The sequence below is a fragment of the Streptomyces araujoniae genome, from assembly GCF_050871195.1.
GTDB classification, from domain to species: domain Bacteria; phylum Actinomycetota; class Actinomycetes; order Streptomycetales; family Streptomycetaceae; genus Streptomyces; species Streptomyces bacillaris.
Genome location: NZ_CP194070.1, coordinates 3139690 through 3162985 on the forward strand (window position 1 = coordinate 3139690; position 23296 = coordinate 3162985).

17 protein-coding genes are annotated in these 23296 nt (G+C 71.1%); 7 read left to right on the plus strand and 10 right to left on the minus strand.

What is annotated here, in order from left to right; genetic code table 11:
• Positions 1 to 66: 66 nt before the first annotated feature.
• Positions 67 to 900, plus strand: a complete 834-nt coding sequence (locus tag ACQ9ZG_RS13285; RefSeq protein WP_109915293.1) for a helix-turn-helix domain-containing protein — start codon at positions 67 to 69, stop codon at positions 898 to 900.
• The gene (locus ACQ9ZG_RS13290) at positions 897 to 1097 is read left to right on the plus strand and encodes a DUF397 domain-containing protein (protein ID WP_109915294.1); all 201 of its coding nucleotides are present in this window, start codon (positions 897 to 899) and stop codon (positions 1095 to 1097) included. The genes ACQ9ZG_RS13285 and ACQ9ZG_RS13290 overlap by 4 nt, the downstream gene beginning before the upstream one ends.
• A 49-nt stretch (positions 1098 to 1146) precedes the next feature.
• Here ACQ9ZG_RS13290 and ACQ9ZG_RS13295 read toward each other — a convergent pair whose 3' ends face one another.
• The 3 genes from ACQ9ZG_RS13295 to ACQ9ZG_RS13305 form a co-directional block, all read right to left on the minus strand.
• Positions 1147 to 1356, minus strand: coding sequence for a helix-turn-helix domain-containing protein (locus ACQ9ZG_RS13295; RefSeq protein WP_018490018.1), 210 nt, complete (start codon positions 1354 to 1356; stop codon positions 1147 to 1149).
• A complete protein-coding gene (locus ACQ9ZG_RS13300; protein ID WP_109915295.1) occupies positions 1356 to 1853 on the minus strand; it encodes a DUF2975 domain-containing protein in 498 nt (165 codons plus the stop codon). Before ACQ9ZG_RS13300 ends, ACQ9ZG_RS13295 begins: the two co-directional genes overlap by 1 nt.
• Before the next feature lie 66 nt (positions 1854 to 1919).
• The gene (locus ACQ9ZG_RS13305) at positions 1920 to 2777 is read right to left on the minus strand and encodes an NPP1 family protein (RefSeq protein ID WP_109915296.1); all 858 of its coding nucleotides are present in this window, start codon (positions 2775 to 2777) and stop codon (positions 1920 to 1922) included.
• Positions 2778 to 2983: 206 nt separating this feature from the next.
• Here ACQ9ZG_RS13305 and ACQ9ZG_RS13310 point away from each other — a divergent pair, with 206 nt between their 5' ends.
• The 3 genes from ACQ9ZG_RS13310 (at position 2984) to ACQ9ZG_RS13320 (ending at position 6192) form a co-directional block, all read left to right on the plus strand.
• Positions 2984 to 3433, plus strand: a complete 450-nt coding sequence (locus ACQ9ZG_RS13310) for a hypothetical protein (protein ID WP_109915297.1) — start codon at positions 2984 to 2986, stop codon at positions 3431 to 3433.
• Positions 3434 to 3460: 27 nt separating this feature from the next.
• Positions 3461 to 5644 (plus strand): hypothetical protein, encoded by a 2184-nt coding sequence (locus ACQ9ZG_RS13315; protein WP_109915298.1) that lies wholly within the window; start codon positions 3461 to 3463, stop codon positions 5642 to 5644.
• A gap of 146 nt (positions 5645 to 5790) precedes the next feature.
• A complete protein-coding gene (locus ACQ9ZG_RS13320) occupies positions 5791 to 6192 on the plus strand; it encodes a hypothetical protein (RefSeq protein ID WP_258312146.1) in 402 nt (133 codons plus the stop codon).
• Between the two features lie 54 nt (positions 6193 to 6246).
• On the opposite strand, the gene ACQ9ZG_RS13325 is transcribed toward ACQ9ZG_RS13320, so the two are convergent.
• The 5 genes from ACQ9ZG_RS13325 to ACQ9ZG_RS13345 form a co-directional block, all read right to left on the minus strand.
• Positions 6247 to 8841 carry a bifunctional FO biosynthesis protein CofGH gene (locus ACQ9ZG_RS13325; protein WP_109915299.1) on the minus strand — a complete coding sequence of 865 codons (2595 nt, stop codon included), beginning with the start codon at positions 8839 to 8841 and terminating at the stop codon, positions 6247 to 6249.
• Between the two features lie 127 nt (positions 8842 to 8968).
• The gene (locus ACQ9ZG_RS13330; protein ID WP_109915300.1) at positions 8969 to 12460 is read right to left on the minus strand and encodes a hypothetical protein; all 3492 of its coding nucleotides are present in this window, start codon (positions 12458 to 12460) and stop codon (positions 8969 to 8971) included.
• Positions 12461 to 12873: 413 nt separating this feature from the next.
• Positions 12874 to 14001 carry a PQQ-dependent sugar dehydrogenase gene (locus tag ACQ9ZG_RS13335; RefSeq protein ID WP_109915301.1) on the minus strand — a complete coding sequence of 376 codons (1128 nt, stop codon included), beginning with the start codon at positions 13999 to 14001 and terminating at the stop codon, positions 12874 to 12876.
• Positions 14002 to 14216: 215 nt separating this feature from the next.
• Positions 14217 to 15701: a peptidoglycan D,D-transpeptidase FtsI family protein gene (locus ACQ9ZG_RS13340; RefSeq protein WP_026237879.1), complete on the minus strand. Its 1485-nt coding sequence runs from the start codon at positions 15699 to 15701 to the stop codon at positions 14217 to 14219.
• A 150-nt stretch (positions 15702 to 15851) separates the two neighbouring features.
• On the minus strand, positions 15852 to 16697 hold the full coding sequence (locus ACQ9ZG_RS13345) for an LLM class F420-dependent oxidoreductase (RefSeq protein WP_109915302.1): 846 nt from the start codon (positions 16695 to 16697) through the stop codon (positions 15852 to 15854).
• 139 nt (positions 16698 to 16836) lie between these two features.
• Between ACQ9ZG_RS13345 and ACQ9ZG_RS13350 the strand changes: the two genes are divergently transcribed.
• On the plus strand, positions 16837 to 17292 hold the full coding sequence (locus tag ACQ9ZG_RS13350) for an SEL1-like repeat protein (RefSeq protein ID WP_032755462.1): 456 nt from the start codon (positions 16837 to 16839) through the stop codon (positions 17290 to 17292).
• 142 nt (positions 17293 to 17434) lie between these two features.
• On the opposite strand, the gene ACQ9ZG_RS13355 is transcribed toward ACQ9ZG_RS13350, so the two are convergent.
• Positions 17435 to 20680, minus strand: a complete 3246-nt coding sequence (locus ACQ9ZG_RS13355) for a GNAT family N-acetyltransferase (protein WP_499280558.1) — start codon at positions 20678 to 20680, stop codon at positions 17435 to 17437.
• A 125-nt stretch (positions 20681 to 20805) separates the two neighbouring features.
• Between ACQ9ZG_RS13355 and ACQ9ZG_RS13360 the strand changes: the two genes are divergently transcribed.
• Entirely contained in the window at positions 20806 to 21534 is a 729-nt protein-coding gene (locus ACQ9ZG_RS13360; RefSeq protein WP_109916004.1) for a siderophore-interacting protein, read from the plus strand.
• Positions 21535 to 21640: 106 nt separating this feature from the next.
• On the opposite strand, the gene ACQ9ZG_RS13365 is transcribed toward ACQ9ZG_RS13360, so the two are convergent.
• Positions 21641 to 23221: an APC family permease gene (locus ACQ9ZG_RS13365; RefSeq protein WP_109916002.1), complete on the minus strand. Its 1581-nt coding sequence runs from the start codon at positions 23219 to 23221 to the stop codon at positions 21641 to 21643.
• Positions 23222 to 23296 lie beyond the last annotated feature (75 nt).

The window sequence follows — 23296 nt, forward strand, 5'->3', positions numbered from 1 at the left end:
CCGCCGCCCTACGCTCGACAGAGGCACGCGATTGCCTGCGCACAGGACAACGGCAAGGGGTCGGGGATGACCGAAGTCGCGGAAGCGGACGTGGAAGCGGAGTCAGGACGGGCGGCGCTGGGGCGCGCGCTGAGGTTCTTACGGGAGCAGGCGGGGCTGTCGCTCGGCCAGCTCGCGGAGAAGACCCGCTACGACAAGAGCTACCTGTCACGCCTGGAGTCGGGGAAACGGCTGTCCAAACCGGCGGTGATGGAGGACCTGGACAGCTTCTACAAGACGGGCGGGCTGCTGGTCGAGCTGTGGAAGGTGGCGCGGAGGGAGGTCTTCAAGGACAAGTACAAGGAGTTCATGCGGCTGGAGTTCGGGGCCCGCATCATGCACCTGTTCACGCTCGGCATTCCCGGACTGCTCCAGACCGAGGACGTGGCCCGCGCCCTGTTGTCGGGCGACCAGGAAACGGAGAGCGAGGCCGAGTCGGTCGAGGAGCAGGTGATAGCGCGCCTGGGCCGTCAGCAACTGCTCTACCGCAACCCGGCTCCGACCGTCCGGATCATCATCGATGAGTACGGGCTCCGGCGTCAGGTGGGCAGCGCGGAGGTGTGGGAAGCGCAGCTGGAGCATCTGATCGCGATCGCGGAGCTGCCGATGGTCACGCTTCAGGTGCTGCCGCTCTCGGCCGGTGCGCATCATCTGATGGACGGTTCACTCACGCTCCTGTGGCAGGAGGACGGCAGCGCGGTTGCCTATATGGAAGGCAACCAGTGCTCCGAATTGCTGGAGGATCCGGAAGACGTCACGCGCGCCCGGCTGGCCTACGATCGGGCACGGGATCGGTCGTTGCCCCCGCCCGCCTCCATCGCGTTCATCAGGGGCGTTCTGAAGGAGTTCAGAGGATCATGAAGCGCACTCCCGACCTCTCGACCGCCACCTGGCGCAAGTCCAGCTACAGCGACGGGGGCGCCAACAACTGCATCGAAGTGGCCGACGGCTACCCCGGTGTCATCCCCGTACGCGACAGCAAGGCCCCCACGGGCCCGGTGCTCCTCGTGGCCGCCCCCGCCTGGGCGGCCTTCGTGGAGTTCGCGGCCGCGGGCTGAACGCACCCGCCGCTCGCGCCCCGGTCCGCGCGGCCGGGGGCGTGAGCGGTCACTCGTCGGGGACGTACCGCAGCACGTCCCCCGGCTGGCACTCCAGTACGCGGCAGATCGCGTCCAGGGTCGCGAACCGCACCGCCTTCGCGCGGCCGTTCTTGAGAACGGCGATATTGGCGGGCGTGATGCCGACGGCCGCGGCGAACTCGCCCACGGACATGTTGCGTCGGGCGAGCAGGACGTCGATGTCGACGACGATCGGCATCAGATGACCTCGGCCAGCTCTGTCCGCATGTCCATCGCCTTGCCGAGCAGCGTGCGCATGATGACCATGAGCATGGAGAATGCCGCACCCACCCCCACGCAGGCCACCGCCGCGAACAGCGCGCCCTCGGCGTCCATGCCGTCGTCGGGTGACGGGATGGTGCCGAAGGTCAGGTGCACCGCCGCCCCCAGGGCGATCACGGTCGCGACCACGGCCGCGCCGATGATGGTGTCCACCCAACGGAAGGCGGAGCGCGTGAAGATGGCGTCGCGCTCGACCATCGAGAGCAGCATCCACATCGCGCCCAGGGCGACCTGCACGCAGGCGACGCCGATGATCGAGGCGATGGTGTAAGGCAGGGCGTAGGGCTCGTACGGAGGGAAGAGGTCGACCTCGTCGGCGGCGGTCGTCGGGATGATGACGGCCTGGGCGAAGAGGCCGAAGAGAACCGTTACCGCGATGCCGATACGGAGGATGCCTACCAGGAGACTGTGCATCTATCGATTTTCGATCGACAGCTATCGAAAGTCAATAGATGCACAGCTCCCCCGACGGTCCTCGCCTCAGGCCCAGGGGTCGAAGGGGATCCCGGCGGGCTTCGAGCTGTTGAGCAGGTTGCGGAAGCGGTCGTCCTTGTCGGTGACCTTGATGGTGGCGGCGCCGAAGTCGGCGTTCATGAGGCGGTCGCGGAGTTCCGTGGTGGGGAAGCCGTTCCAGTCGACGATCGGGGGGTAGCGCCAGTTGCCGTAGTGGTTCTCGGGCGGCTCGTCGTTGTTGTTGGCGAGCCGGAAGAAGTGCGTGCTCGCACCGTCCTTGTGGTAGACGACCTTGGGGTGCGAGCCGTCGAACCGCACCTGGGAGCGGGGGTAGGTCTTGACCGTGCGGTGCTGGGTGGTCGAGACGTAATCCACCTGGTTCGACGCCTGGTTGACCCAGGAGATGACGTGCTCGAAGTCATGGCGGTGCCCGCCGAGGCCACTGCCGTGGACGGCCTGGTCCTTCTCGAAGTAGCTCGCGTAGACGATGCCGCACCACCCGTTGTTGCACTTCGAGCGGGCGTACGTCTGCGAGTTGTCCAGGTCCCACTTGTCCCGGCAGCTCCCGTTGATCGCCCCGGTGGTCTTCAGCCCGGGCGCGAGGGTGCCGTCCGGCCCGATGGCGGGGGTGGCGTAGCAGCCGTCCCCGTCGTAGTCGTAGGCGGGCGAGAAGCTCTGTTCGTAACCGCCGGCGTTCTGCGGGAGGTGCTGCGGCGGGTCGGCGTGGGCAGCGGACGCGGTGCCCAGCACGAGGAGGCCTGCGGCGGCGAGGACGGTGGCGGTGCGGGTGGCGGTGCGGTTGCGCAGGCGAAGAGAGGCGCCTGCGGCCTCATGCGTCTGACGGCGGACTTTGCGGACGAATACCGGTATCGGCGGGGTTCGCATGCTTTCTCGCTCCTGTCTCGACAGCACGTGGCGGCGGGGATGACCCCCGCAAGAATTGCCCGGGTCATGACAGAAGGAAACGGAAGGCAGGCTCCCGGATGCCCGCCGGCACCCCTTCAGCAAACGATCAAGGAGCGAAGATAACGTGGAACAAGAGGCGACCTCACGGCGGAAGATGAATCGGCGTACGGCTTCACGGAGGACCTATGGCATGGGACGAGTGGGAGCAGGCGAAGACCAGGACGCAGCAGGATGCGTCCATGCGGCTGAACCAGGTCGCGCCTGAGAGCGGCGGCGGGGGCGGCGGCCAGGGGGACCTGGTCGTCCACAACGACGTCCTGGGAGCGTTGGGCAACCTGGCGTACGGCCTGCGGCAGCAGTTCTCGACCGCGTCCGACCACGCCCGGCAGAACACCTTCGACGCGTCCGTCCAGCTCTTCAACGACGGCCTGGACATGGGCTCCGCCCTCACCGAACTGCATGACGCCTGGATCACGAAGTCGGGAACGCTCAAGCAGGCGTGCGCGCACATCTCCAACCATCTCGACTACTCACGCGCCGAGCGCGCGAAGGACGAGGTCAAGATCGCCACGGACATGCGCACCGCCGACGGGGACGACCTCTCCGTATCGCGTATCCGCGACTACTACACGTAACCACGGCGAACCACGGGGGCGAACGGCATGGTCACCTTCCAAGAGCTCAACGATCTGCGGCTGGGCGGACTCCAGGCGGCGGTGACGGACTGGCAGGCGATGATCGACAAGTTGGTCAAGGTGGCCGACGGCGGCAACGGCCAGGTCAGCGCGGCGGACATGGACCGCAAGGCCAAGGCGGCCGACTGGAAAGGGCTGAACGCGACCGTGACCAAGGACTTCGTCACGGTCACGGCCAGGGAGTTCGACGATGTCGTCACCGTCGCGCGGAGCGTACACACGATCCTGAGCGGCGCGCACACCAAACTGAGCAGGCACAAGGCCGACTTGGCCGACGCGGTGAGCCGGGCGGCCAAGAAGAACATCTACGTGAACGACAAGGGCGTGGTGAATGCCGCCCTCCCCTCGCCGCAGGCGGCCGGGGACGCGAAGATCGAACCGCCGACGCAGGCGGAGATCGACTCGGTGGCCAAGGAGATCAGCACGATTCTGACCGCGGCGGGTGAGACCGACAGCACGGCGGCCACGGCGCTGCGCTTCCACGCCAAGGACAAGCACGGGTTCGAATCGAGCGGCTTCCGGAGCTTCGACGCGGCGCAGAAGTCCATCGACGACTCCGACGAACTCATCGCCCTGGGCAAGTTGGACCCCAGCAAGATCACCAACGAGCAGCTGGAACGCTTCAACGCCCTGCTGAAGGCCCACCCGAACGACCCCGTCTTTGCCGAACGCGTGGCCCTCGGCCTCGGCCCGGAAGGGACGCTGAAGTTCTTCGCCGGGGCCGTGGACCTGGACAGCTGGGAGAACCGGGACGGCGGCGGTACGGGCACGCGGGAGGCGCGCGAAGAGCGCATGAAGCTGCTCGGCACGCTGGAGAAGCAGTTGGGCACCACGCTGGCCACCGCCTCCCACTCCAACAGCGAGGGCATGGAGGCGTGGAAGGAGCGGGTCGTCGCCCTCGGCGGCGAGGACGTCGGCAACGGCAAGGGCACCAGCCAGACCCGTGTCTACGGCTTCCAGGCGATGAGCAACCTCATGCGCCACGGCACGTACGAGGCCGGCTTCCTCAACGACTACGGCAACGCACTCGTCAAGTTCGAGAAGGAGAACACCGGGGACGTCAGGGACCCGGGCCCCGGCGGCAAGCGCCGCGAGGACGTGCTGCCCTGGGACAGGCTCCCGTCGTACGCGAAGATCGACCGGCTCCACTACGGGGAGAACAACGACGCCGGTACGGACCCGATGACCGGGTTCATGAAGGCGCTGGCACACAACCCCGACGCGGCGACGGAGTTCTTCAGCTCGACCGACCCGCAGGACAACGCCCAGCACGTCCTCAAGGACCGCAAGCCCTTCAACGACGTGGTGCCCGACTCCATGGGATACGGGAAGTCGGCGAGCGACTACAAGGGGCCGAACGCGAGTTACGAGGCGACCGGCGACGCGCTGGTCGCGGCGGCGACCGGGGTCGACCCGGACGACCGGTCCGCGCGGCCCGTCGAGCACACCGGACAGCACCGGCAGGTGCTCGACAGCTCGCTCAAGTACCTCGCGCAGCGGGGCGACGACTTCCCCGCTGAGCTGCGGGACGACATGGCGATCGTCCTGACGAACCACGGGGACGTGGTGCACCACTCCGCCAGCGCCCTGGCCGACGACCCCAGGGACGCGAGGCTGCTGGACCGGGACCAGTTGCTGGAGGTCTCGAAGCAGATCTCCCGCGACCAGAACGCCTACGGCCTGCTCAACGAGGGGCTGAACCGGGAGATGGTCAGGGACATCCACGAGGACAACCCCAAGGACCCGAAGGAGACCCTGCTCCGAGCGGGCAACACCGTCGGTTTCCTGGAGCAGGCCCGCTACCAGGCTCTGGAGACCGACAAGGACGACCCCTCGTGGGACGCGAAGTGGCTGTACCACGGCTTCGGCTCCATCGTGAACTTCGCCCCCGGCGTCGGGGACCTCGCCCAGCGGGGGATCGACGCGGTGGCGTACGAGTGGCAGACGCAGGAGCAGGAGAGGATCGACGACATCCTGGTACGCGACAACCAGAAGGTCTTCGAGGGCCGGGAGAATCAGTTGCAGGCACTCGCCGACGAGTGGGCCAAGGCCAACCCCGGTCACTCCAACACCCGCTACACCCTCACCAACGAGATCAACGGAGCCGCGTACAACGGGAACGACCGGGCCAAGGGCCTGGGGGGCGGATGACGATGGGAACACCGAGGAAGCGGACGACGGCACCGGTGCGCGCAGCCGCGCTGCTCGCGGTGGCAGTGCTCAGCGCGACAGGGTGCAGCGGTCAGGAGACGTTCGAGGTGGCGGATCTCTGCGGAACGAAGGCGGACCCTGCCCTCGTGGCACCCTTCCTTCCCAAAGGCGACGAATTGAAGGTGGACGACAGCCTCTCCAAGCCGGGGCAGCCGCGCTGCAAGGTGTCCGTGGACGGCACACTCCATCTCTATCTGCGAGGAGACATCGTGGAGCCCGACTTCGACCCGCTGGAGGCCACGGAGCAGAGCATGCGACGGCTGGGGAACCCGGCCCCGGCCGACGGCATCGGTGACGGCGCCACCATCGCGGACCACGGAGCCATGGCGGTGGGGGCGTGTACCCACCAGGGCGAAAAGCGGCAGTACGTACTGGATGTCGACGCTGTCGACCACCCCCAGGACACCTCTGAGCGCCGCCTGGCACTCGAAAGGTTCGTCCGCGCGCAGTTGCCCGTCGCCATGGAGGCCGAGGGCTGCCGCCCGTAGACCTCACGCGGGGGCAGGGACGCCCATCCCTGCCCCCCTCTCGCCTGCGCCCCCTCAGCCCGGCACCACCGGCAGCAGCTCCGGCAGGTGCCCGTCCGACGCCGTGGCCGCCGCGACGCGTTCGGCCGGGACCTCGCCGTACAGCGTGGTGCGGGGGCGGGACGGGCGGCCCGCCAGTTCCGCGATGGCCTGCAGGTCCTGGATCGAGCGGTACGAGCCGTAACTGGAGCCCGCCATACGGGAGATGGTCTCCTCCATCAGGGTGCCGCCCAGGTCGTTCGCGCCCGAGCGGAGCATCTCCGCCGCGCCCTCCGTGCCGAGCTTCACCCAGCTCGTCTGGATGTTGGTGATGTGCGGGTGGAGGAGGAGCCGGGCCATCGCCGTCACCGCGCGGTTGTCGCGGTCGGTCGGGCCGGGGCGGGCGATGCCGGCCAGATAGACCGGGGCGTTGGTGTGGATGAAGGGGAGGGTGACGAACTCCGTCAACCCGCCGGTCTCCTGCTGGAGTCGGGCCAGCGTACGGAAGTGGCCCAGCCAGTGGCGGGGCTGGTCCACGTGCCCGTACATCATCGTCGAGGACGAGCGCAGGCCCACCTCGTGTGCCGTTCTGATGACCTCCAGCCAGGTGGCCGTGGGCAGTTTGCCCTTGGTGAGGACCCAGCGGACCTCGTCGTCCAGGATCTCCGCCGCCGTACCGGGGATCGAGTCGAGCCCGGCCTCCTTGGCGGCCGTCAGCCAGTCGCGGATCGACATACCGGTGCGGGTCGCGCCGTTGACGACCTCCATGGGCGAGAACGCGTGCACGTGCATGCCGGGGACGCGTTCCTTGACCGCGCGCGCGATGTCGAAGTACGCGGTGCCGGGCAGGTCCGGGTGGATGCCGCCCTGCATGCAGACCTCGACCGCGCCGACGTCCCACGCCTGCGCCGCCCGGTCCGCGACCTGGTCCAGGGAGAGCGTGTACGCGTCGGCGTCGGTGCGGCGCTGGGCGAAGGCGCAGAAACGGCAGCCGGTGTAGCAGACGTTGGTGAAGTTGATGTTCCGCGTGACGATGTACGTGACGTCGTCGCCGACCACGTCCCGGCGCAGCGCGTCCGCGATCCGGCACAGCTCGTCCAGCGCCGGGCCGTCCGCGTGGAGCAGGGCGAGGGCCTGGTCGTCGGTGAGCTTCGTCGGGTCGTCGGCGGCCTGGCTCAGCGCCTGGCGTACGTCGGCGTCGATGCGGGACGGGACCATGCCGGGGGCCGCCGCCTCGCGGAGCGCCTCCCAGTCCCCGTACACCTCGTCGAAGTCGTCACGCCGGTCGCCGGTGCGGCCCTCGGTGTCGATGGTGGCGTGCAGGTCGGTGCGGCCAAAGGAGGTGAACCCCTCGTCCGGCTCCTGCCAGAGCAGGCCGGCCGGGAGCGCGCCCTCGCGGGCGAGGCCCGTCTCCGGGTCGGCCAGGGCGCGGACGTGCGGGAGGAGGCGGGGGTCGAGCCACGGTTCGCCGCGCTGGATGAACTCGGGGTAGATGGTGAGGCGTTCGCGGAGCGTGAAGCCCGACTCGGCTGTGCGTGCGGCCAGTTCGTCGATGTGCGGCCAGGGGCGCTCGGGGTTCACGTGGTCGGGGGTGAGCGGCGAGACCCCGCCCCAGTCGTCGATGCCCGCGCCGATCAGCAGCGCGTACTCGGCGTCCACCAGGTTCGGCGGGGCCTGGATCCGGGCCGACGGGCCGAGAATGTGCCGGGCCACCGCGATGGCGGCGGCCAGCTCCTCCAGCTCCGCGTCGGGCATCCCGCGCATCGCCGTGTCCGGCTTGGCGCGGAAGTTCTGCACGATGACTTCCTGGATGCCGTGGTAGGCGCGGGCCGTCTTACGCAGCTCGAAGAGGGAGTCGGCGCGCTCCTCGTACGACTCCCCGATCCCGATGAGGATGCCGGTGGTGAACGGGACGTTGGAGCGGCCCGCGTCCTCCAGCACGCGCAGCCGTACGGCCGGTTCCTTGTCCGGGGAGCCGTGGTGCGGGCCGCCCGGCTCGGACCACAGGCGGGTCGCCGTCGTCTCCAGCATCATCCCCATGGAGGGCGCCACGGGCTTCAGCCGCTGGAGATCGGTCCAGGTCATCACGCCCGGGTTGAGGTGGGGCAGCAGGCCCGTCTCCTCCAGGACCCGGATCGCCATGGCCCGTACGTACGCGAGGGTGTCGTCGTACCCCTCCGCCTCCAGCCACTCCCGCGCCTCGGGCCAGCGGTCCTCGGGACGGTCGCCGAGCGTGAACAGGGCTTCCTTGCAGCCCATGGCCGCGCCCTCGCGGGCGATCTCCAGCACCTCGTCGGGGGACAGGAACATCCCGTGGCCGGCGCGGCGGAGCTTGCCGGGGACGGTGACGAAGGTGCAGTAGTGACACCTGTCACGGCAGAGGCGGGTGAGGGGGATGAAGACCTTGCGCGAGTACGTGATCACGCCCGGCCGGCCCGCCGCCTCCAGCCCCGCGTTCCGGACCCGGGCGGCCGACGCGGCCAGATCCTTCAGGTCGTCGCCGCGTGCCTGGAGCAGGACGGCGGCCTCGGTGACGTCGAGGGCGACCCCGTCCCGGGCACGTTTGAGCGCGCGCCGCATGGCGTTGGTGGTCGGGCGTCCGTGCTGAGGATCGGGCTCGGAATCGGTCATGCTCCGAGCATACGAGCGGGGCGGGGGGCCCTGACCAGCCCGCCTGGCGTTTGCTCCTCGCCGCCCCGGCCTGCCCGGCGCACCACGCGGCCCGTCCGACTCCTGAGGACGGACCCGGAGACATAGGTCAGCGGGTTGTCGCCTTGGTGGAGGTGCTTGTCGACGTGCCGCTCGCGTGTCCCGTGCGGTGCGCCGTGACCTTCACCGTGATCTTCTTCCCCCGCTGCGCCGCCTGCAGCGTCAGCTTCGCCCCCGTCGCCTTGGGGATCGCCTTGCCGTTCGCGTACCACTGGTAGCTGTACGACGTCGGCGCCGGCGTCCACTTCCCCTTCCCGGCCGTCAGCTTGGCGCCCACCTTCGCCTTCCCCGAGATCGTCGGCTTCGCCGTCGTCCTGGGAGCGTCACCCTTATCGATCTTGACCGCAGCGCTGGTGGCGCTGCCGCTGTGGTGGCCGGTCAGCCCGGCCGTGACGGTGACGGTGATCTTCTTGCCGAGCAGCTTCGCCGGGACGGTGTACGTGGTCCCCGTCGCGCCCGCGATCGCCTTGCCGTCCGCCTTCCACTGGTACGCGTACGACGTCGGCTTCGGCGACCAGGAACCCGTGCCCGCCGTCAGCTTGACGCCGACCTTGGCCTTGCCCGACACCACCACCTTGGCCGACGGCTTCGGTGCGTCGCCCTTCGCCACCGTGACCGGTGCCGAGGTGCTCTGCCCGTCCGGGGTCGCGGTGCGGCGGGCGGTGACGGTGACCGTGATCTTCCTGCCGAGCAGGGTGGCCGGGACGGTGTACGTGGACCCCGTCGCGCCCGCGATCGCCTTGCCGTCCGCCTTCCACTGGTACGCGTACGACGTCGGCTTCGGCGACCAGGAACCCGTGCCCGCCGTCAGCTTGACGCCGACCTTGGCCGGGCCGCCGATCACCGGGAGCGCGGTGCTCTTCAACGGGGCGTTGGTGACGGTGAACGAACCGCGCTGGTACTCGTACCCGTTGTGCGTGACGACGCTGAGGCCCCAGGTGCCCACCTCCGCCCCGGCCAGGTCGAGGACGGCCGTGAGGGTCTTGCGGTCGGCGGAGACGGCGGTGGTCGTCGACTCGATGGGCGCGGTGCCCTCCCGGAGCCGGAGGCTGACGACGTCCTTCTCGTGCAGGGCCGTCCCCGTCACCTTGACCGTCACCTTGCCGCCGGTCGTCCCGGTGGCCGGGCTCACCCCGCTGACGGAGACCCTGTCGACGCCGCAGCGGATGCCGTGGCAGAACCCCTGCATGGTGTACGAGGTCTTCGGGGCGGTCTCCGGGAGGGAGAGGACCAGTGTGCTCGGGGAGACCTCCTTGGAGGTCGGCTCGTTCACATGGCAGCGGTAGCCGTCGGGGATGTACCGCACGCAGCCGTTGCCGAGGCTCGCGTCGTACAGCGCGGGCACGGCCGTCTCCTGGGCACCCGTCGTGTCGGCGATCCGCATGGCGAAGCGGTCGCTGTTGGCCGTGGGCAGCACCGCGCAGAAGGTGGTGCGCGTCTCGTCGAGGGCGCCGGTGTAGGGGCCGAACCCGTAACTGACGCTCGGCACCCGCACGCAGCCCTCGGCCGGTCCGGCGGCGGTGGCGATCCGGACGGCGTCGAACCGGTAGTCGGGGGCCGCCTTCAGCCCGGCCCGTACGGTGACGAGGACCTGGTAGCTGGTGGAACCGGTGACCGCGCACGCCTCGTTCCCGTTGCACAGCGGGGCCCCGTCCGCGCCGTGGGCCACGACGTTCGCCGTGCCCAGGGCGTCCCGGACATCCAGGTGCACGACGTCCTTGGCATCGGCCGTGGTCACCTGGCGGCAGCGCAGGTCGCCCGGGGCCGCCATCGTGCCGGCCGAGGACGGACCGCCGACCGCGGTCGCCGGGTTCGGGGAGCAGCCCTTCGCCGTGGCGGTGATGTCGCGGCGGGTCAGGGTGTACGAGGCGGCCGCGTCGTGACCCGTGACGAGCACGGTGTGCTCGACGCCGGGGTCCATGGCGCAGGTGGCCCAGCTGTTGAGCGCGGGGTAGCCCGAGCAGACGGTCCGGCCGTCCTTGTCCAGCACGGTGAACTCGGCGGTGCGCCACGTCCCGGGCTCCGCGCGGAGCTGGATGTTCTCCGCCGCGCTGTGCGCGTCGGCCGGAATGGTGAGGCAGTGCGAGAAGACCCCGTCACCCGTGGTGATCCGGGCCGACGCGCTCTGCTCGGTGAAGTCGCCGGCCGGGAGGACCGGGCAGCCGCTCATCGCGTCGGTGCGGTGCAGCGCGACGGCGTAGGGGCCGGTCGGCGGGGCGATGTCACGAGTGGAGACCTGGAGCCGGTACGGCGACGGGCCGGTCAGCTCGCACGTTCCGGACGACAGGCTGCCCCCGCCGCACCCGTACTCCCCGGTGGCGTCGGACAGGGAAAGCTCGGGGCGCGGTTCCGGTCCGCCCAGAGGCTTCAGCGCGGCCAGCCGGGCGCCCTCGGGCAGCGCCAGGGAGAGGCAGTCGATCTCACCGGCCGCGGTGAGGGCCGAGCGGTACAGCCCCGGGGTGGCGGGCTCGCAGCCGGCGGCCGAGGCGCGGTCGAGGACCAGGGTGGCGCCGTCGGTGTAGACCACGTGGTCACCGGCGGGCAGTACGCAGGTGTTCCAGGGTTCGCAGACGGTCCTTCCCGTCCGGTCGTACACCTTGAGCGGCGTGCGGGCGGAGTCGACGCCGTACGCCTCGTACCGGCCGGCGTGCGGCGCGGTGAAGGTCTTGCAGCCGGTCGCCGGAGTCACGGTGGTGGGGGCGGAGTTGTACGTGTTGAGGGGGACGCGGGCGCAGCCCTCCGGATCGGAGATCCGGCGGGCGGTCAGCCGGTACTGACCCGGAAAGCCGCCCTCCACCGCGCTCACCTTGGACAGGACGCGGTAGGGGCCGTCACCGGGCAGGACGCAGCCGTCGCTCCGGTCCTCCGGGAAGCGCGGGCAGATCCGGGCGCCGGTCCCGTCGGTGATCCAGGAGTAGGCCTGCCCGGACCTCACCGTGCTGGCGTCCACGGTGATCCGGTCGCCGGGCCGCGCCGCGATGCGGACGCAGTGGAGAGCTGTGGGGCCGGCGGAGGTGGAGATGACGGGGGCGCTGTTCCACGTGAGGGTGATCGCCGGGGCGCAGCCCTCCTCGGTGCCGATGGGCACGACGGCGAAGGTGACCGTTCCCGGATCGATCCCGTAATTGTCCAGCTTCACGGTGTACACGCCCGCGGTGTCCAGGGAGCACCAGCCGGTCTCGCCCCATGCCTTGTCCACGCAGCTGACCGGCTCCTCGCCGTCGAGGACGGTGACGGAGACTCTGCCCCGACCCGTATTCGACTCCATGATCCGGTGGAGTCCGGGCTTCTCGACGGTGAGCGTGAAGCAGGCCGTTCCCCCACCGGGCAGCGTGACCGTGCCCGCGGCCGGTGCGGACTCGCCGTAGGCGGAGAGCGGGAATGCGGGGCACTCCCCCGCCGCGGGTGTGGTGGCGGTGGGCGCGACGGTGTCCGCCTGTGCCGTTCCCGCCGGGACCAGCAGGGAAAGCAGGACGGTGAACGTGAGCAGAAGCGCGGTGTGCGCCGCGGATCTCGCGGTCGTCCACAGGTGGCGTGGCATGGGTCCGTTCCCCCCGGAGCGGTGGCGTGCGTGCGCCGGGTCTCCGCGGACGGCATGGTGCGGCGGGACGGTGAGCACGGCGAGTTGTGAGCGCCGCGTGAAGGGCGCACATGATGATCGCACAACCGTACGGGGGGCCAGTCCCTGCGGGACCCTGCGGTTTCTCCGGCGTACCACGTCCCGTGCGGGCCCGCCCCGGCAAGGGTTACGTCCTCGAACGCCGTCCGGGCCACGTCAGTCCGTCCGGCGTTCGAGGACGGACTGACGTGGCCCGAACGGCGCTTGAGGAGAGCCCGGTCCCATCTCCAGCGCCGGAAGGGCTGGAGGCGGGACCGGACCGGGCCCGGGTGGAGCCGGCGGGGCGGAGGGGGGCCGGGTGGCCCCGGGTTCCTACGCCGGGGCCAGGCGGTTGACTACGCCGGGTCCAGGCGGTTGATCTGGCCGCCGATCGCCAGGACGTACAGTTCCCCGTCACCCGCCTCCACGAACGAGATCACCTCGCCGCCCTGGACCCCGAGGTCGCCCTCGGCCGTCACCTCGCCGTTCTCGATCTTCAGGGTGCGGAGCGTGCCGTCGCAGTAGTCGCTGTAGACGTAGTTTCCCGCCAGGGCGGCGATCGCCTCGCCCCGGTAGACGAATCCGCCCGTCACCGAGCAGCCCAGGCCGCTGCGGTCGTACTCGTGGACCGGGGGCACGTGGTTCGCCGGCTCCGTGCCGCCCCGGAACGGGTGGTTGCCCTCCATCGAGGACCAGCCGTAGTTCTCGCCGCCCTCGCTGTCCGCGGGGGCCCAGTCGATCTCCTCCCACTCGCTCTGGCCCACGTCACCGATGAGCAGGTCACCGGTGCCCGCGTCGAAGGAGAACCGCCAGGGGTTGCGGAGCCCGTAGGACCAGATCTCGTCCTTCGCGCCCTCCTCCGCCACGAACGGGTTGTCCGCCGGGACGGCGTACGGCTCCGCGCCCCGCGGGTCGATCCGGAGCAGCTTGCCGAGCAGCGTGTCGAGGTTCTGGCCGTTGCCGTGCGGGTCGCCGCCCGAACCGCCGTCCCCGAACGCGATGTAGAGGTAGCCGTCGGGCCCGAACTTGATGTCGCCGCCGTTGTGGTTCGGGTACGGCTGCTCCTGCGTGAGGACCGTACGCCGGGTGTCCGGCAGGGGTTCACCGTCCTCCACGGCGAACTCGTCGATGGTGCTGGTGCCTTCGAGGTCCGTGTACGAGATGTAGAAGTGGGTGAACTCGGGGGCGAACGCCACGCCCAGCAGGCCGCGTTCGCCGTCGGTCGTGGTCTCGGCGGAGATGTCGAGCACCGGCTCGCTCAGGCCGTAGTCACCCAAGATCCTTACTGTGCCCGCTCGTTCGGCTATCCAGACCTTGCCGTCCGGACCGGCCGCGCCCGCCGACGGGCCCTGCGCGCGGGCCACTTCCGTGAGGACGACCTCCGGCTGTGCCTGGGGCTCGTCGGCCGATGCGGTGGCGAACGTCAGGGAGACGGAGAGGAACAGGGCGCCGATGATCGCCGAGCTTCTGGTGCGAACTTTCACCGTGGCCTCCTGGAGGCGGCGAGTGGGGGAGTTCACCCTGGCTGCTCGGGGCAGAGTTCGGTGGGGGTGCCCGCGCCAGCATGCAACCGGGGTGGGGGGCGTGTGCCACTGGCTACGGATGAGGGTACGGGGACGGAGGCGACTTGGCCTAGGCCAATGCGCCGCCCATTGTCGGCCAATCCCGGGGCGGGCCGTCCCCTGAGGAGCCCGTACGCCTACTTGCCCAGGACCGCCTGCATCACCTTCTTCGCGATCGGCGCGCCCAGGCGCCCGCCCGAGATGTCCGAGCGGGAGATGTCCATGTCCGTCGGGTCGATGAAGACCGCGACCGCCACCGAACGGCCGTCGTCCTTCTTGCCGTAGCTGACGAACCAGCCGTACGGCACCTCGTCGCGCACGTTCACCCCGCGCTGGGCGGTGCCCGTCTTGCCGCCGACCGTCACCCCGTCGATCAGGGCGCGCTGCGCGCTGCCCTCCTTCGCGGTGTGCTCCATCATCTCCTGGACCTTCCTCGCCGTCTCGGGAGAGACCGCCCGGCCCTTCTCCATCGGCTCGTTGGTCTCCAGCGTGGAGAGGTCCGGGCCCTTCAGCTCCTCCACGATGTACGGCTGCATCAGCTTGCCGTCGTTGGCGAGGGCCGCCGTCACCATCGCCATCTGCATCGGGGTGCTCGTCAGGCTGCCCTGGCCCATGCCGGTGAGGGCCGTGCCGGGCTTGTCGAGCTTCTCGGGATAGAGGCTCTTCGTGGCCAGCATGTCGCCGAACTCGTCCGCGTACACGTCCTCGTTGAAGCCGAACTTCTCCGCCGTCTCCCGCATCTTGTCCTCGCCCAGCTGGGCGGCCACATCGAGGAAGACGTTGTTGCAGGAGTACTGCATGGCCGTCTTCAGCGACGCCTTGTCGCAGACCGCGTCCCCCGCCTCGCTCCCGATCTTGTTCCGGGAGAGCGGCAGAGGGTAGGGCGAGACCGCCTTCGTCGGGGCGTCCACGTCCGAGATCACCCCGTGCTCCAGCGCCGCCGCCGCGGTGAGGATCTTGAAGGTCGAGCCCGGCGGGTAGGTCTCGCGCAGCGGGCGGTTGGCCAGCGGCTTGGCCTTGTCGTCGAGGAGCGCCTTGAAGCGGTCGCTCTCCTTGAACGAGATCCCGGCGAAGACCCCGGGGTCGTACGAGGGGGTGGAGACCAGGGCCAGCACCTTGCCGGTGCCCGGCTCCAGGGCGACGACCGCGCCCCGGGCGCCCAGATCGGTCAGCGCCTTGTAGCCGGCCTTCTGGGCGTCGGGGTCGATCGTCGTGATCACACTGCCGCCGCGCCTCGGCTGCCCCATCAGGACGTCCTTGGCGTGCCGGAAGGCGAAGCGGTCGTCCTGGCCGCTGAGGATGCTGTCGTACGTGCGCTCCAGCAGCGAGGTGCCCTGGGCCTGGGAGGCGTAGCCGGTGACCGGCGCGTACATCGGGCCCTCCTTCCAGGTGCGCTGGAAGGCGTAGTCCCTGCTGCCGGTCTCCTTCGAGCCGGTGACCGCCTTGCCGCCGACGATGATGTCGCCGCGCGGGGTGGCGAACCGCTCGAACCGGACCCGGTGGTTGTGCTCGTGCTGGGACAGCTCCACCCGGTCGACCTGCTGGAGCCAGTTCACCCGCAGCAGCAGCCCCAGCACCAGCAGCCCGCAGAAGATGGCTATGTGCCGCAACGGCCTGTTCATTCCACTCCCCACCCAGCCGGGCCACCGCCCGCACGCCCGGAAACGCGTGCGGGCCGCGCCCATGTACACGATCCCCCGGGAGTAAGGATGCCCTGGCGACGCTCCCGGTTGCACGGGCCCGTGGGACGGGTGCGACTTCAGAGGCGGGCCTCAGAGGTACGCCGCGTAGCCGTCCAGCACCCGCAGCACCTCCCGCTCCCCCGCCGGCGGCAGCTGGAGCACCACCTCCTCGATGCCCAGCTCCGCGTAGTGGGCGAGCTTCCCGGGGTCGGGGAGGACGGCGTACGGCACCACCTGGAGGTCCTTCGGGTCGCGCCCGGCCTCCTCCCAGACCGCCCGCAGCTTCGGCAGGGCCTCCGTCAGCCCCCGGCCGCCGATGGGCAGCCAGCCGTCCGCATGCTCCGCGATGGCCGCGAACAGCTTCGGACCCGCCGCGCCGCCGATCAGGGTGCGCGGGCCGACGACCGGGCCGCGCGGTGCCCGTACCGGCTTCGGGAACGCGAAGCTCGCCGCGACCGACCCGAACTCCCCCTCGTACGCCGTCGGTCCGGCCGACCAGAGCGCCCGCATCAGCGCCAGCCGGTCGCGCACCAGCTCCCGGCGCGTGGACCACTCGACGCCGTGGTCGGCGGCCTCCTCCACGTTCCAGCCGTAGCCGACGCCGAGCGTGAACCGGCCGCCGGAGAGATGGTCCAGGGTCGCCGCCTGCTTGGCCAGGTCGATCGGGTCGTGCTGGGCTACCAGCGTGATGCCGGTGCCGAGCGCGATCCGCTCGGTGACCGCCGCCGCCTGGCCGAGCGCCACGAAGGGGTCGAGGGTACGGCCGTACTCGCGGGGCAGCTCGCCCCCGGCCGGATAGGGCGTACGGCGGCTCACCGGGATGTGGGTGTGTTCGGGCAGATAGAGCCCGGCGAACCCGCGCTGCTCCAGCTCGCGCGCCAGGCGTACGGGCGTCACCGTCTCGTCGGTGAGGAAGATGGTTGTGGCGATCCGCATCAAGAGAGCACCTCCGTCATCTGAGGGAAGGGCCAAGGTAAGCCGTACGCCGGTGAAATCCGAGACCATGTCGGCCATAGCCTGGGCCACGGAGCGGACATGGACCGGACCGGCGGACGGATCGATGGGAGGGACGGGAATGGGACTGGGGTTCTTCCTGCTGCCCGCGGGCGGGGTGCTGAGCCTGACCGGCGTGTACCTGGGCAGCAGCACGCTGATCAACCTGAGCTGGATCATGTGGGTCGCCGGTGTCCTGCTGCTGGTCGCCCAGCGCTACCGCCGCCCTCCGGACCCGCAGGCGCTGGCCGCCGCCGCTGCCGCCGGGGACGCCCGTGCCGTACGGGGACTGCGGACGCTCGCCCTGGACGCGCGGAGCCAGGGGCGGCCGGCGGCGGCGGAGCGGATGCTGCGGCAGGCGGTGAAGGCCGGGGATGTGGAGTCGATGTGGGAGCTGGGCCGGCTGGTCCAGGAGCGCGAGGGGCTGACGGCCGCCGAACCGTGGTTCCGGATGGCCGCCGGGCGCGGACACGTGGTCGCCCGGCGGCTGTTCAGGGAGGGCGGCGAACTCAACCCGGACGGGACGAGTCCGCTGTAGCCGTACCCCTCTTCGGGTGACGCGGTGCTTCCATGCCGGTCCGCCCACGCCGGTCCTGCCACGCCAGTCCTCGCACACCGGTCCTCGCACACCGGTCCTCCCACGGCGGAGGCCGCGCGCCTGCGCCCCTCGGGTCCGGGCCTCACGCCAGGCCCAGCGCCTCCCTCGTCAGGAACGCCAGCCGGGCCGTCTTCTCCGGCTTCCGGATCTCCGGGCCCAGCTCGAACCCGACCCGGACCATCCGCGCGAGCGCCTTCTCGTTGCGGGCGTCCGGCTCGACGACGACCCTCCGGCGGGCCGGGTCGCTGAAGACGTACCCGATGAACGCGGTCAGGAGGAAGTCCGTGTACCCCTTCACCGCCCCCTCCCCCTCGGCGGGCGCGATCAGCAGGTGGATGCCGAAGTCGCCGGGCCGGACGTCGTAGCACTCGCCCACGGGGTCGGCGTCCGGCTCGTACGTCTGGAAGAGCGCGGCCGGGACGCCGTCGCGCAGCGCCAGATAGGCGTGATGGGTGGGGAGCGAGTCGACGAACTCGTAGATCTCCCGGACCTGTTCGGCGGTGTGGTCGGCCATGCCCCAGAACCGGGCGCGCTCCTGGGTGACCCAGCCGTGCAGCAGTTCCTCGTCGGCGGCCGGGGCGACCGGGACCAGGCGGACGACCCCGAAGCCCTCGACCTTCTGCTCGTACACGGCGGGGCGCAGGGCGGGGACGGGGGCGTCGGAGCCGGAGGTGGTGGTCATGGTGGCGGTGGTCTCCTCGGTGCGGTGCAGCAGGTTCCAGTCCGTGGTCACGGGGGCCGGGCGGCCGCTCGCCCACAGTTCGGTCTGGTCGCGGTGGTGGGGTGAGCCCGGCACTCCGGACGCGCCGAACGGCACCACCCAGAGGCTGTCCTCACGGCGGGCCAGGTCCCAGACGTACCGGGCGGCCGGACCGCGCGCGAACAGGTCGGTGACCCCGGGGACGCCGGAGGTGGAGAGCACGCAGTCGTGGTCCCCCGCCAGCCCCGGCCACACCTCCTCGGGCGTCGCGTCCGGCAGCGCCTGCCAGGGGGCGACCCGGTGGACCTCGCCCCACGGCGGCGGGCCGTCCCCGGTCTGCACGGCGGCGACCGCCTCCGCCGAGGCCGCGACGAGCGCCAGCCGCTCCTCGTACGGGAGGAGTCCGACGGTGAGCAGGGTCTCCAGGGCGTAGCCGATCCGGGGTACGGCGGCGAGCCAGGGGCGGAAGAGCGGCGGGTAGGCGGGCGAGCGCCAGGGGTCGGCCTCGCCCGTGACGGGCCGCAGGGCGGGGTGGCCGGCCAGCCGGTGGACGACGTCCGCGCGGAGCCGGGAGTAGAGGGTGGCGTCGGTGCTGTCCGCGTCCATGTGGCGGTCCCAGCGCAGCAGCCGGTCCCGGAGGCGTTCGGCGGCGGGGCCGAGGTCCGGGGCCCAGGCGAGCAGGGAGAGGAGCTGCCGGGAGGAGGCGAGGCGGGTGTCGGTGTGCACGACGGCCATGTCGGCGGCCGACCAGGGCGGGCCGGTGACCTCACGCGCTCCCGCGCCCGGGGGCGCGCCCAGCAGCTCCCGTATCCGGTCGGCCCGGTGCGGAGGCGCGAACTCGATGCCGAGGGGGGCGGCGAGACCGCGCTCGTTGGCCATCACGGCGGTGCCCGTGACGGCGTCGACCTCGGTACGGGGCGTGGGCTCGGCGCCCTCGCGCCAGGCGTACGCGGGATCGTGCGCGGGGACGACCCGGAGCCGGTTCGCGTACGGGCGCACGGGGACGTGTCCGGCGACCCGGTGCAGGGTGGCCCCGGTGGTGTCGGCGGCCAGGACCACGTTGACGGGTTCGACCCAGCCGTCCAGCGCGGTGTCGAGGTCGGCGACCGTACGGGCCCTGAGCAGCGCGGGCAGCACGTCGAAGCCGAGGTCCCCGGTGACGCGGGGCGGGTAGCGGAGGCTGATGAGGGGGGCGTCGCCCCGTACACCTGGTGCGTCCGGCGTGTGCGGTGCATCCGCCCCGTGGGGTCCGTCCGGCGTGTGCGGTGCATCGGGCCCGTGGGGTCCGTCCGGCGCGTGAGTGACGTCCGGCGCGTGAGTGACGTCCGGCGTGTGGGCTGCGTCCGACGCGTACGGCGCGTCAGACGCATGGGGCGCCTCCGGCGTGCGCGGTACGTCCGACGCATGGGGTCCGTCCGGCACATCCGACGCGCCCGGCACCTCCCCGATGATCACCGGCCCCAGGTCCGTCTCCACGACCTCCACCGGCTCCGGCTCGCCGCCCGCCACCTCGATGGTCTCCGTGTGGGCGTGGGCCCGGTACCAGCCGTCCGGGCCGAGGGCCTCCACCCCGCCGTCCGCCGTGCGGCGCAGTTGCTCCCGGTAGAGGTCCTGGTAGTCGGCCATGGCGTTGGTGATCGCCCAGGCCACCCCGCCCGCGTGCCCGAAGTGCGCGATGCCCGGGACGCCGGGGACGGCGAGGCCCACCACGTCGAACTCGGGGCAGGCGAGCCGGAGTTGCTGGTAGACGCCCGGGTCCTCGATGAAGCGGTGCGGGTCGCCCGCGATGACCGGGGCCCCGGTGGTGGTGTGGGCGCCGGTCAGGAGCCAGCCGTTGGAGCCGGAGGTGCCGGGGCCGTCGGTGGCGAAGAGGGTCGCGCGGTCGTCCCCGAGCCTCCGGGCGACCTCTTCGCGCCAGAGCTTGGTGGGGAACCCGGCGAACAGGATGTGGGTGGAGAGCCAGACGCCGAGCGGGGTCCAGGGCTCCCAGCGGCCGGGGGCGAGCCCGGCGGCGGTGAACTCCGGTGCGCGGGCGGCCCCTTCGGGCAGCCCCGCGTTGACCCCGTCGACGTACGCGCGCACCCAGGCGGCGGTCCCGGGCGCCAGCCGCTCGTAGCAGCGGCGGGCGGTGTCGGCGAGCCGGGCCCGCCGGGCGAACCGGTCCCAGTCGACGGCCTCGGCGCCCAGGTGCGCGGCGGTCGTGCCGAGCAGCCGGTGGCGCTCGGTCTCCAGCTGCCAGGCCCGGTCCAGGGCGGCGTTGTGGCCTTGGGCGCGGGCGAGCGCGAGGGCGCTGCCGGCCCGCAGATGGGGTATCCCCCGGTCGTCCCGGAAGGTCTCGAAGGCCTCGGCACCCTTGGAGACCCCGGAGTTCTCGAAGGCCTCGGCACCCCCCGAGACCCCGGAGTCCTCGAAGGCCTCGGCGCCCCCCGAGACCCTGGAGCTCTCGAAGGCCTCGGCGCCCCCGGAGACCCCGGAGCCCTCGAAGGCCCCGGCACCCCCGGAGGCCTCGAAGGTCGCAGACCCCCCAGCTCCCCCAATCCCCTCGGCCCCCGCAGACCCCCCGGCCCCTCCGGACTCCCCGGACGTGCCCGGACCCGGTCTCTCGCCGTCGACACCAGCGGTCGTCATCGCTCTGCCCATCCCCTGTTCCCAGTGGTTTTCGGCCACTCCCCAGCCCCCGAAATTTAGGTTAGCCTAACCAAAGTGACCCTGAGGGCAGCGGGCCGGGGCAGCAGGAGAGGGTGGGGAGCACCGTGGGGCATGGCTGGGAAGGCGTCGTTCTCAAACTGTTCCGGGGGCGGGACTTCACGTTCACCGTGACCGGCGCCGAGCAGGTCACCGACCGGTTCCACCGGGTGCACCTGACCGACGGCGGGCTGCTCGCCGCGACCGGCGGGGCGCACCCCACGATGTGGGTGCGGCTCTGGTTCGAGAAGGCCGGCAAACCGCATCAGCGCGCCTACACTCTGGTCGACCCGGACCCCGAGGCCGGGACCTTCAGTCTGGAATTCGCCCTCCACGAGGGCCCTGCCTGCGACTGGGCGAAGACGGCCAAGGCCGGTGACACGATCGACGCGACGCTCCAGGGCACCGGTTTCACGCTGCCCGACCCGGCGCCGAAGCGGCTCTTCGTGATCGGTGACGCGGCGGCGCTGCCCGCGGTCAACTCCCTGCTGGACGCGGTCCCGGCGACCCCGGCGACCATCTGGTTCGAGACCGCGCACGAGGAGGACCGCACCCTGCCGTTCCGCCTCGACGAGGCCCACCACACCCTGCACCACGTGGAGCGCCGCGAGGACGGGGCGCACCTGGTGGCCGAGGTGAAGGCGGCCCTGCCGGGGCTGCTGGGCGAGGACCACTCGGACGCGTACGTCTGGGTCGCCTGCGACACGTCGACCACCCGGACCCTGGCGGCCTACCTCCGCAAGGAGCTGGGCCTGCCCAAGGACCGGGTGAACGCGCTGGGTTACTGGCGCCCGTAGCCGGGCGGCGTGGCGCAACGCCGTACCAAGGACCGACGCCGCACCCGAGACCGACGCCTTACCGGAGATTGACGCCGTACCCGGGACCGACGCCGTACCGGAGACCTCAGTCCTCGACCACGAGGGCCGGGGTCTCCTTCGTGAGCACCTCGCCCCGGAAGAACGCCGGGCTGCGGCGCTCCATCGCGACCATCAGCACCACGCCGAGGAGCAGCAGCCCCACCCCGATCACGAAGACCGAGCCGACGCCGAGGACCGAGGAGCCGGAGCCGTACGCCGGGTCCCACATGTCGTAGAGGGTCTTGGCGAAGACCGCGGCGAGCAGGATGCCGCCGAGGACCGGGAACAGGCCCTTGAAGACCAGGTCGCGGCCGCAGCGGGTGAGTTCGGCGCGGAAGTACCAGGCGCAGGCGAAGGCGGTCAGCGCGTAGTAGAAGCAGATCATGAGGCCGAGCGCGTAGATGGTGTCGATCAGCACGTGCTCGCTGACCAGCGTCATCACGGTGTAGAAGACACCGGTCCCGACGCCCGCCACGACCGTCGCCCGGCCGGGCGTCTTGAAGCGGGGGTGGACCCTGGCGTACGACGCGGGCATGGCCTCGTACGTGGACATCGCGAGGACCGTGCGGGCCACCGGGATGAACGTGGTCTGGAGGCTGGCGGCGGCCGAGGCGAGGACGGCGACGAAGAGCAGCACGCCGAGCCCGGAGCCCATGACCGGCCCGGCGAGGGCGGCGAAGACGTTCTCGCCGGTCTCCGGGTTGGCGAGGCCGAGCCCGGTGGTGCCGGAGCCGACGGCCATCTGGGCGGCGACGGCGGTGGCCAGGTAGGAGCCGACCAGGACGACCATGGCGATGAGCGCGGCCCGGCCGGGCGTCTTGTCGCTGCCGGTGGTCTCCTCGTTGGCGGTCAGACAGGTGTCCCAGCCCCAGAACATGAAGATGGAGAGGGAGAGCCCGGCCGTGAAGGCCGCGAAGGACTGGACGGCGAACGGGTTGAGCCAGGACCAGGAGAAGTCGAGCGAGGTGGCGAAGTCCGCGCCGCCGCTGCCCGCCTTGTTCAGGGCCATCGTCACGAACAGCGCGAGGACGGCCAGTTGGAGGGCGACCAGGGTGTACTGGATGCCCTTGGTGGCGGTCATCCCCCGGTAGCTGATGGCGGTCGCGACGGCGATCAGGACGAGACAGGTGCCGATGTGGACGAGTCTGTTGTCGTCCAGGGCGGCGACCGACGGGCTGCCCGTGACCTCGCCCGCCAGCAGCCAGAAGAACGAGGTGGCGACGCCCGCCAGGTTGGACAGGACGATGATCGTCGCGATGACCAGGCCCCAGCCGCACATCCAGCCGACGCGCGGGCCGAACGCCTTCACCGTCCAGGTGAAGGAGGTGCCGCAGTCCGGCATGGCCTTGTTCAGCTCGCGGTAGGCGAAGGCGACGAGCAGCATCGGCAGGAACCCGGCCAGGAAGACGGCCGGCATCTGCACCCCGACCTCTCCGGCGGTGGAGCCGAGGGTCGAGGTCAGGCAGTAGACGGGGGCGACGGTGGAGATGCCGATGACGGCGCTGCCCGTCAGGCCGACGGAGTTCCCGCCGAGCCCTTTGCCGCGTACGCCTCCGTCACCACCGCCGGCCGGGGCACTTCCCCGTACCGTGTCTCCGGCCCGAGGCCGCGCGTCCAGCTGAGTCATGAGAGGGACGTTATGCGCTGCGATATCCACATCCGGAGCGTGAGACTCCCACGTCTCACCCTTGGTTGCATCGAC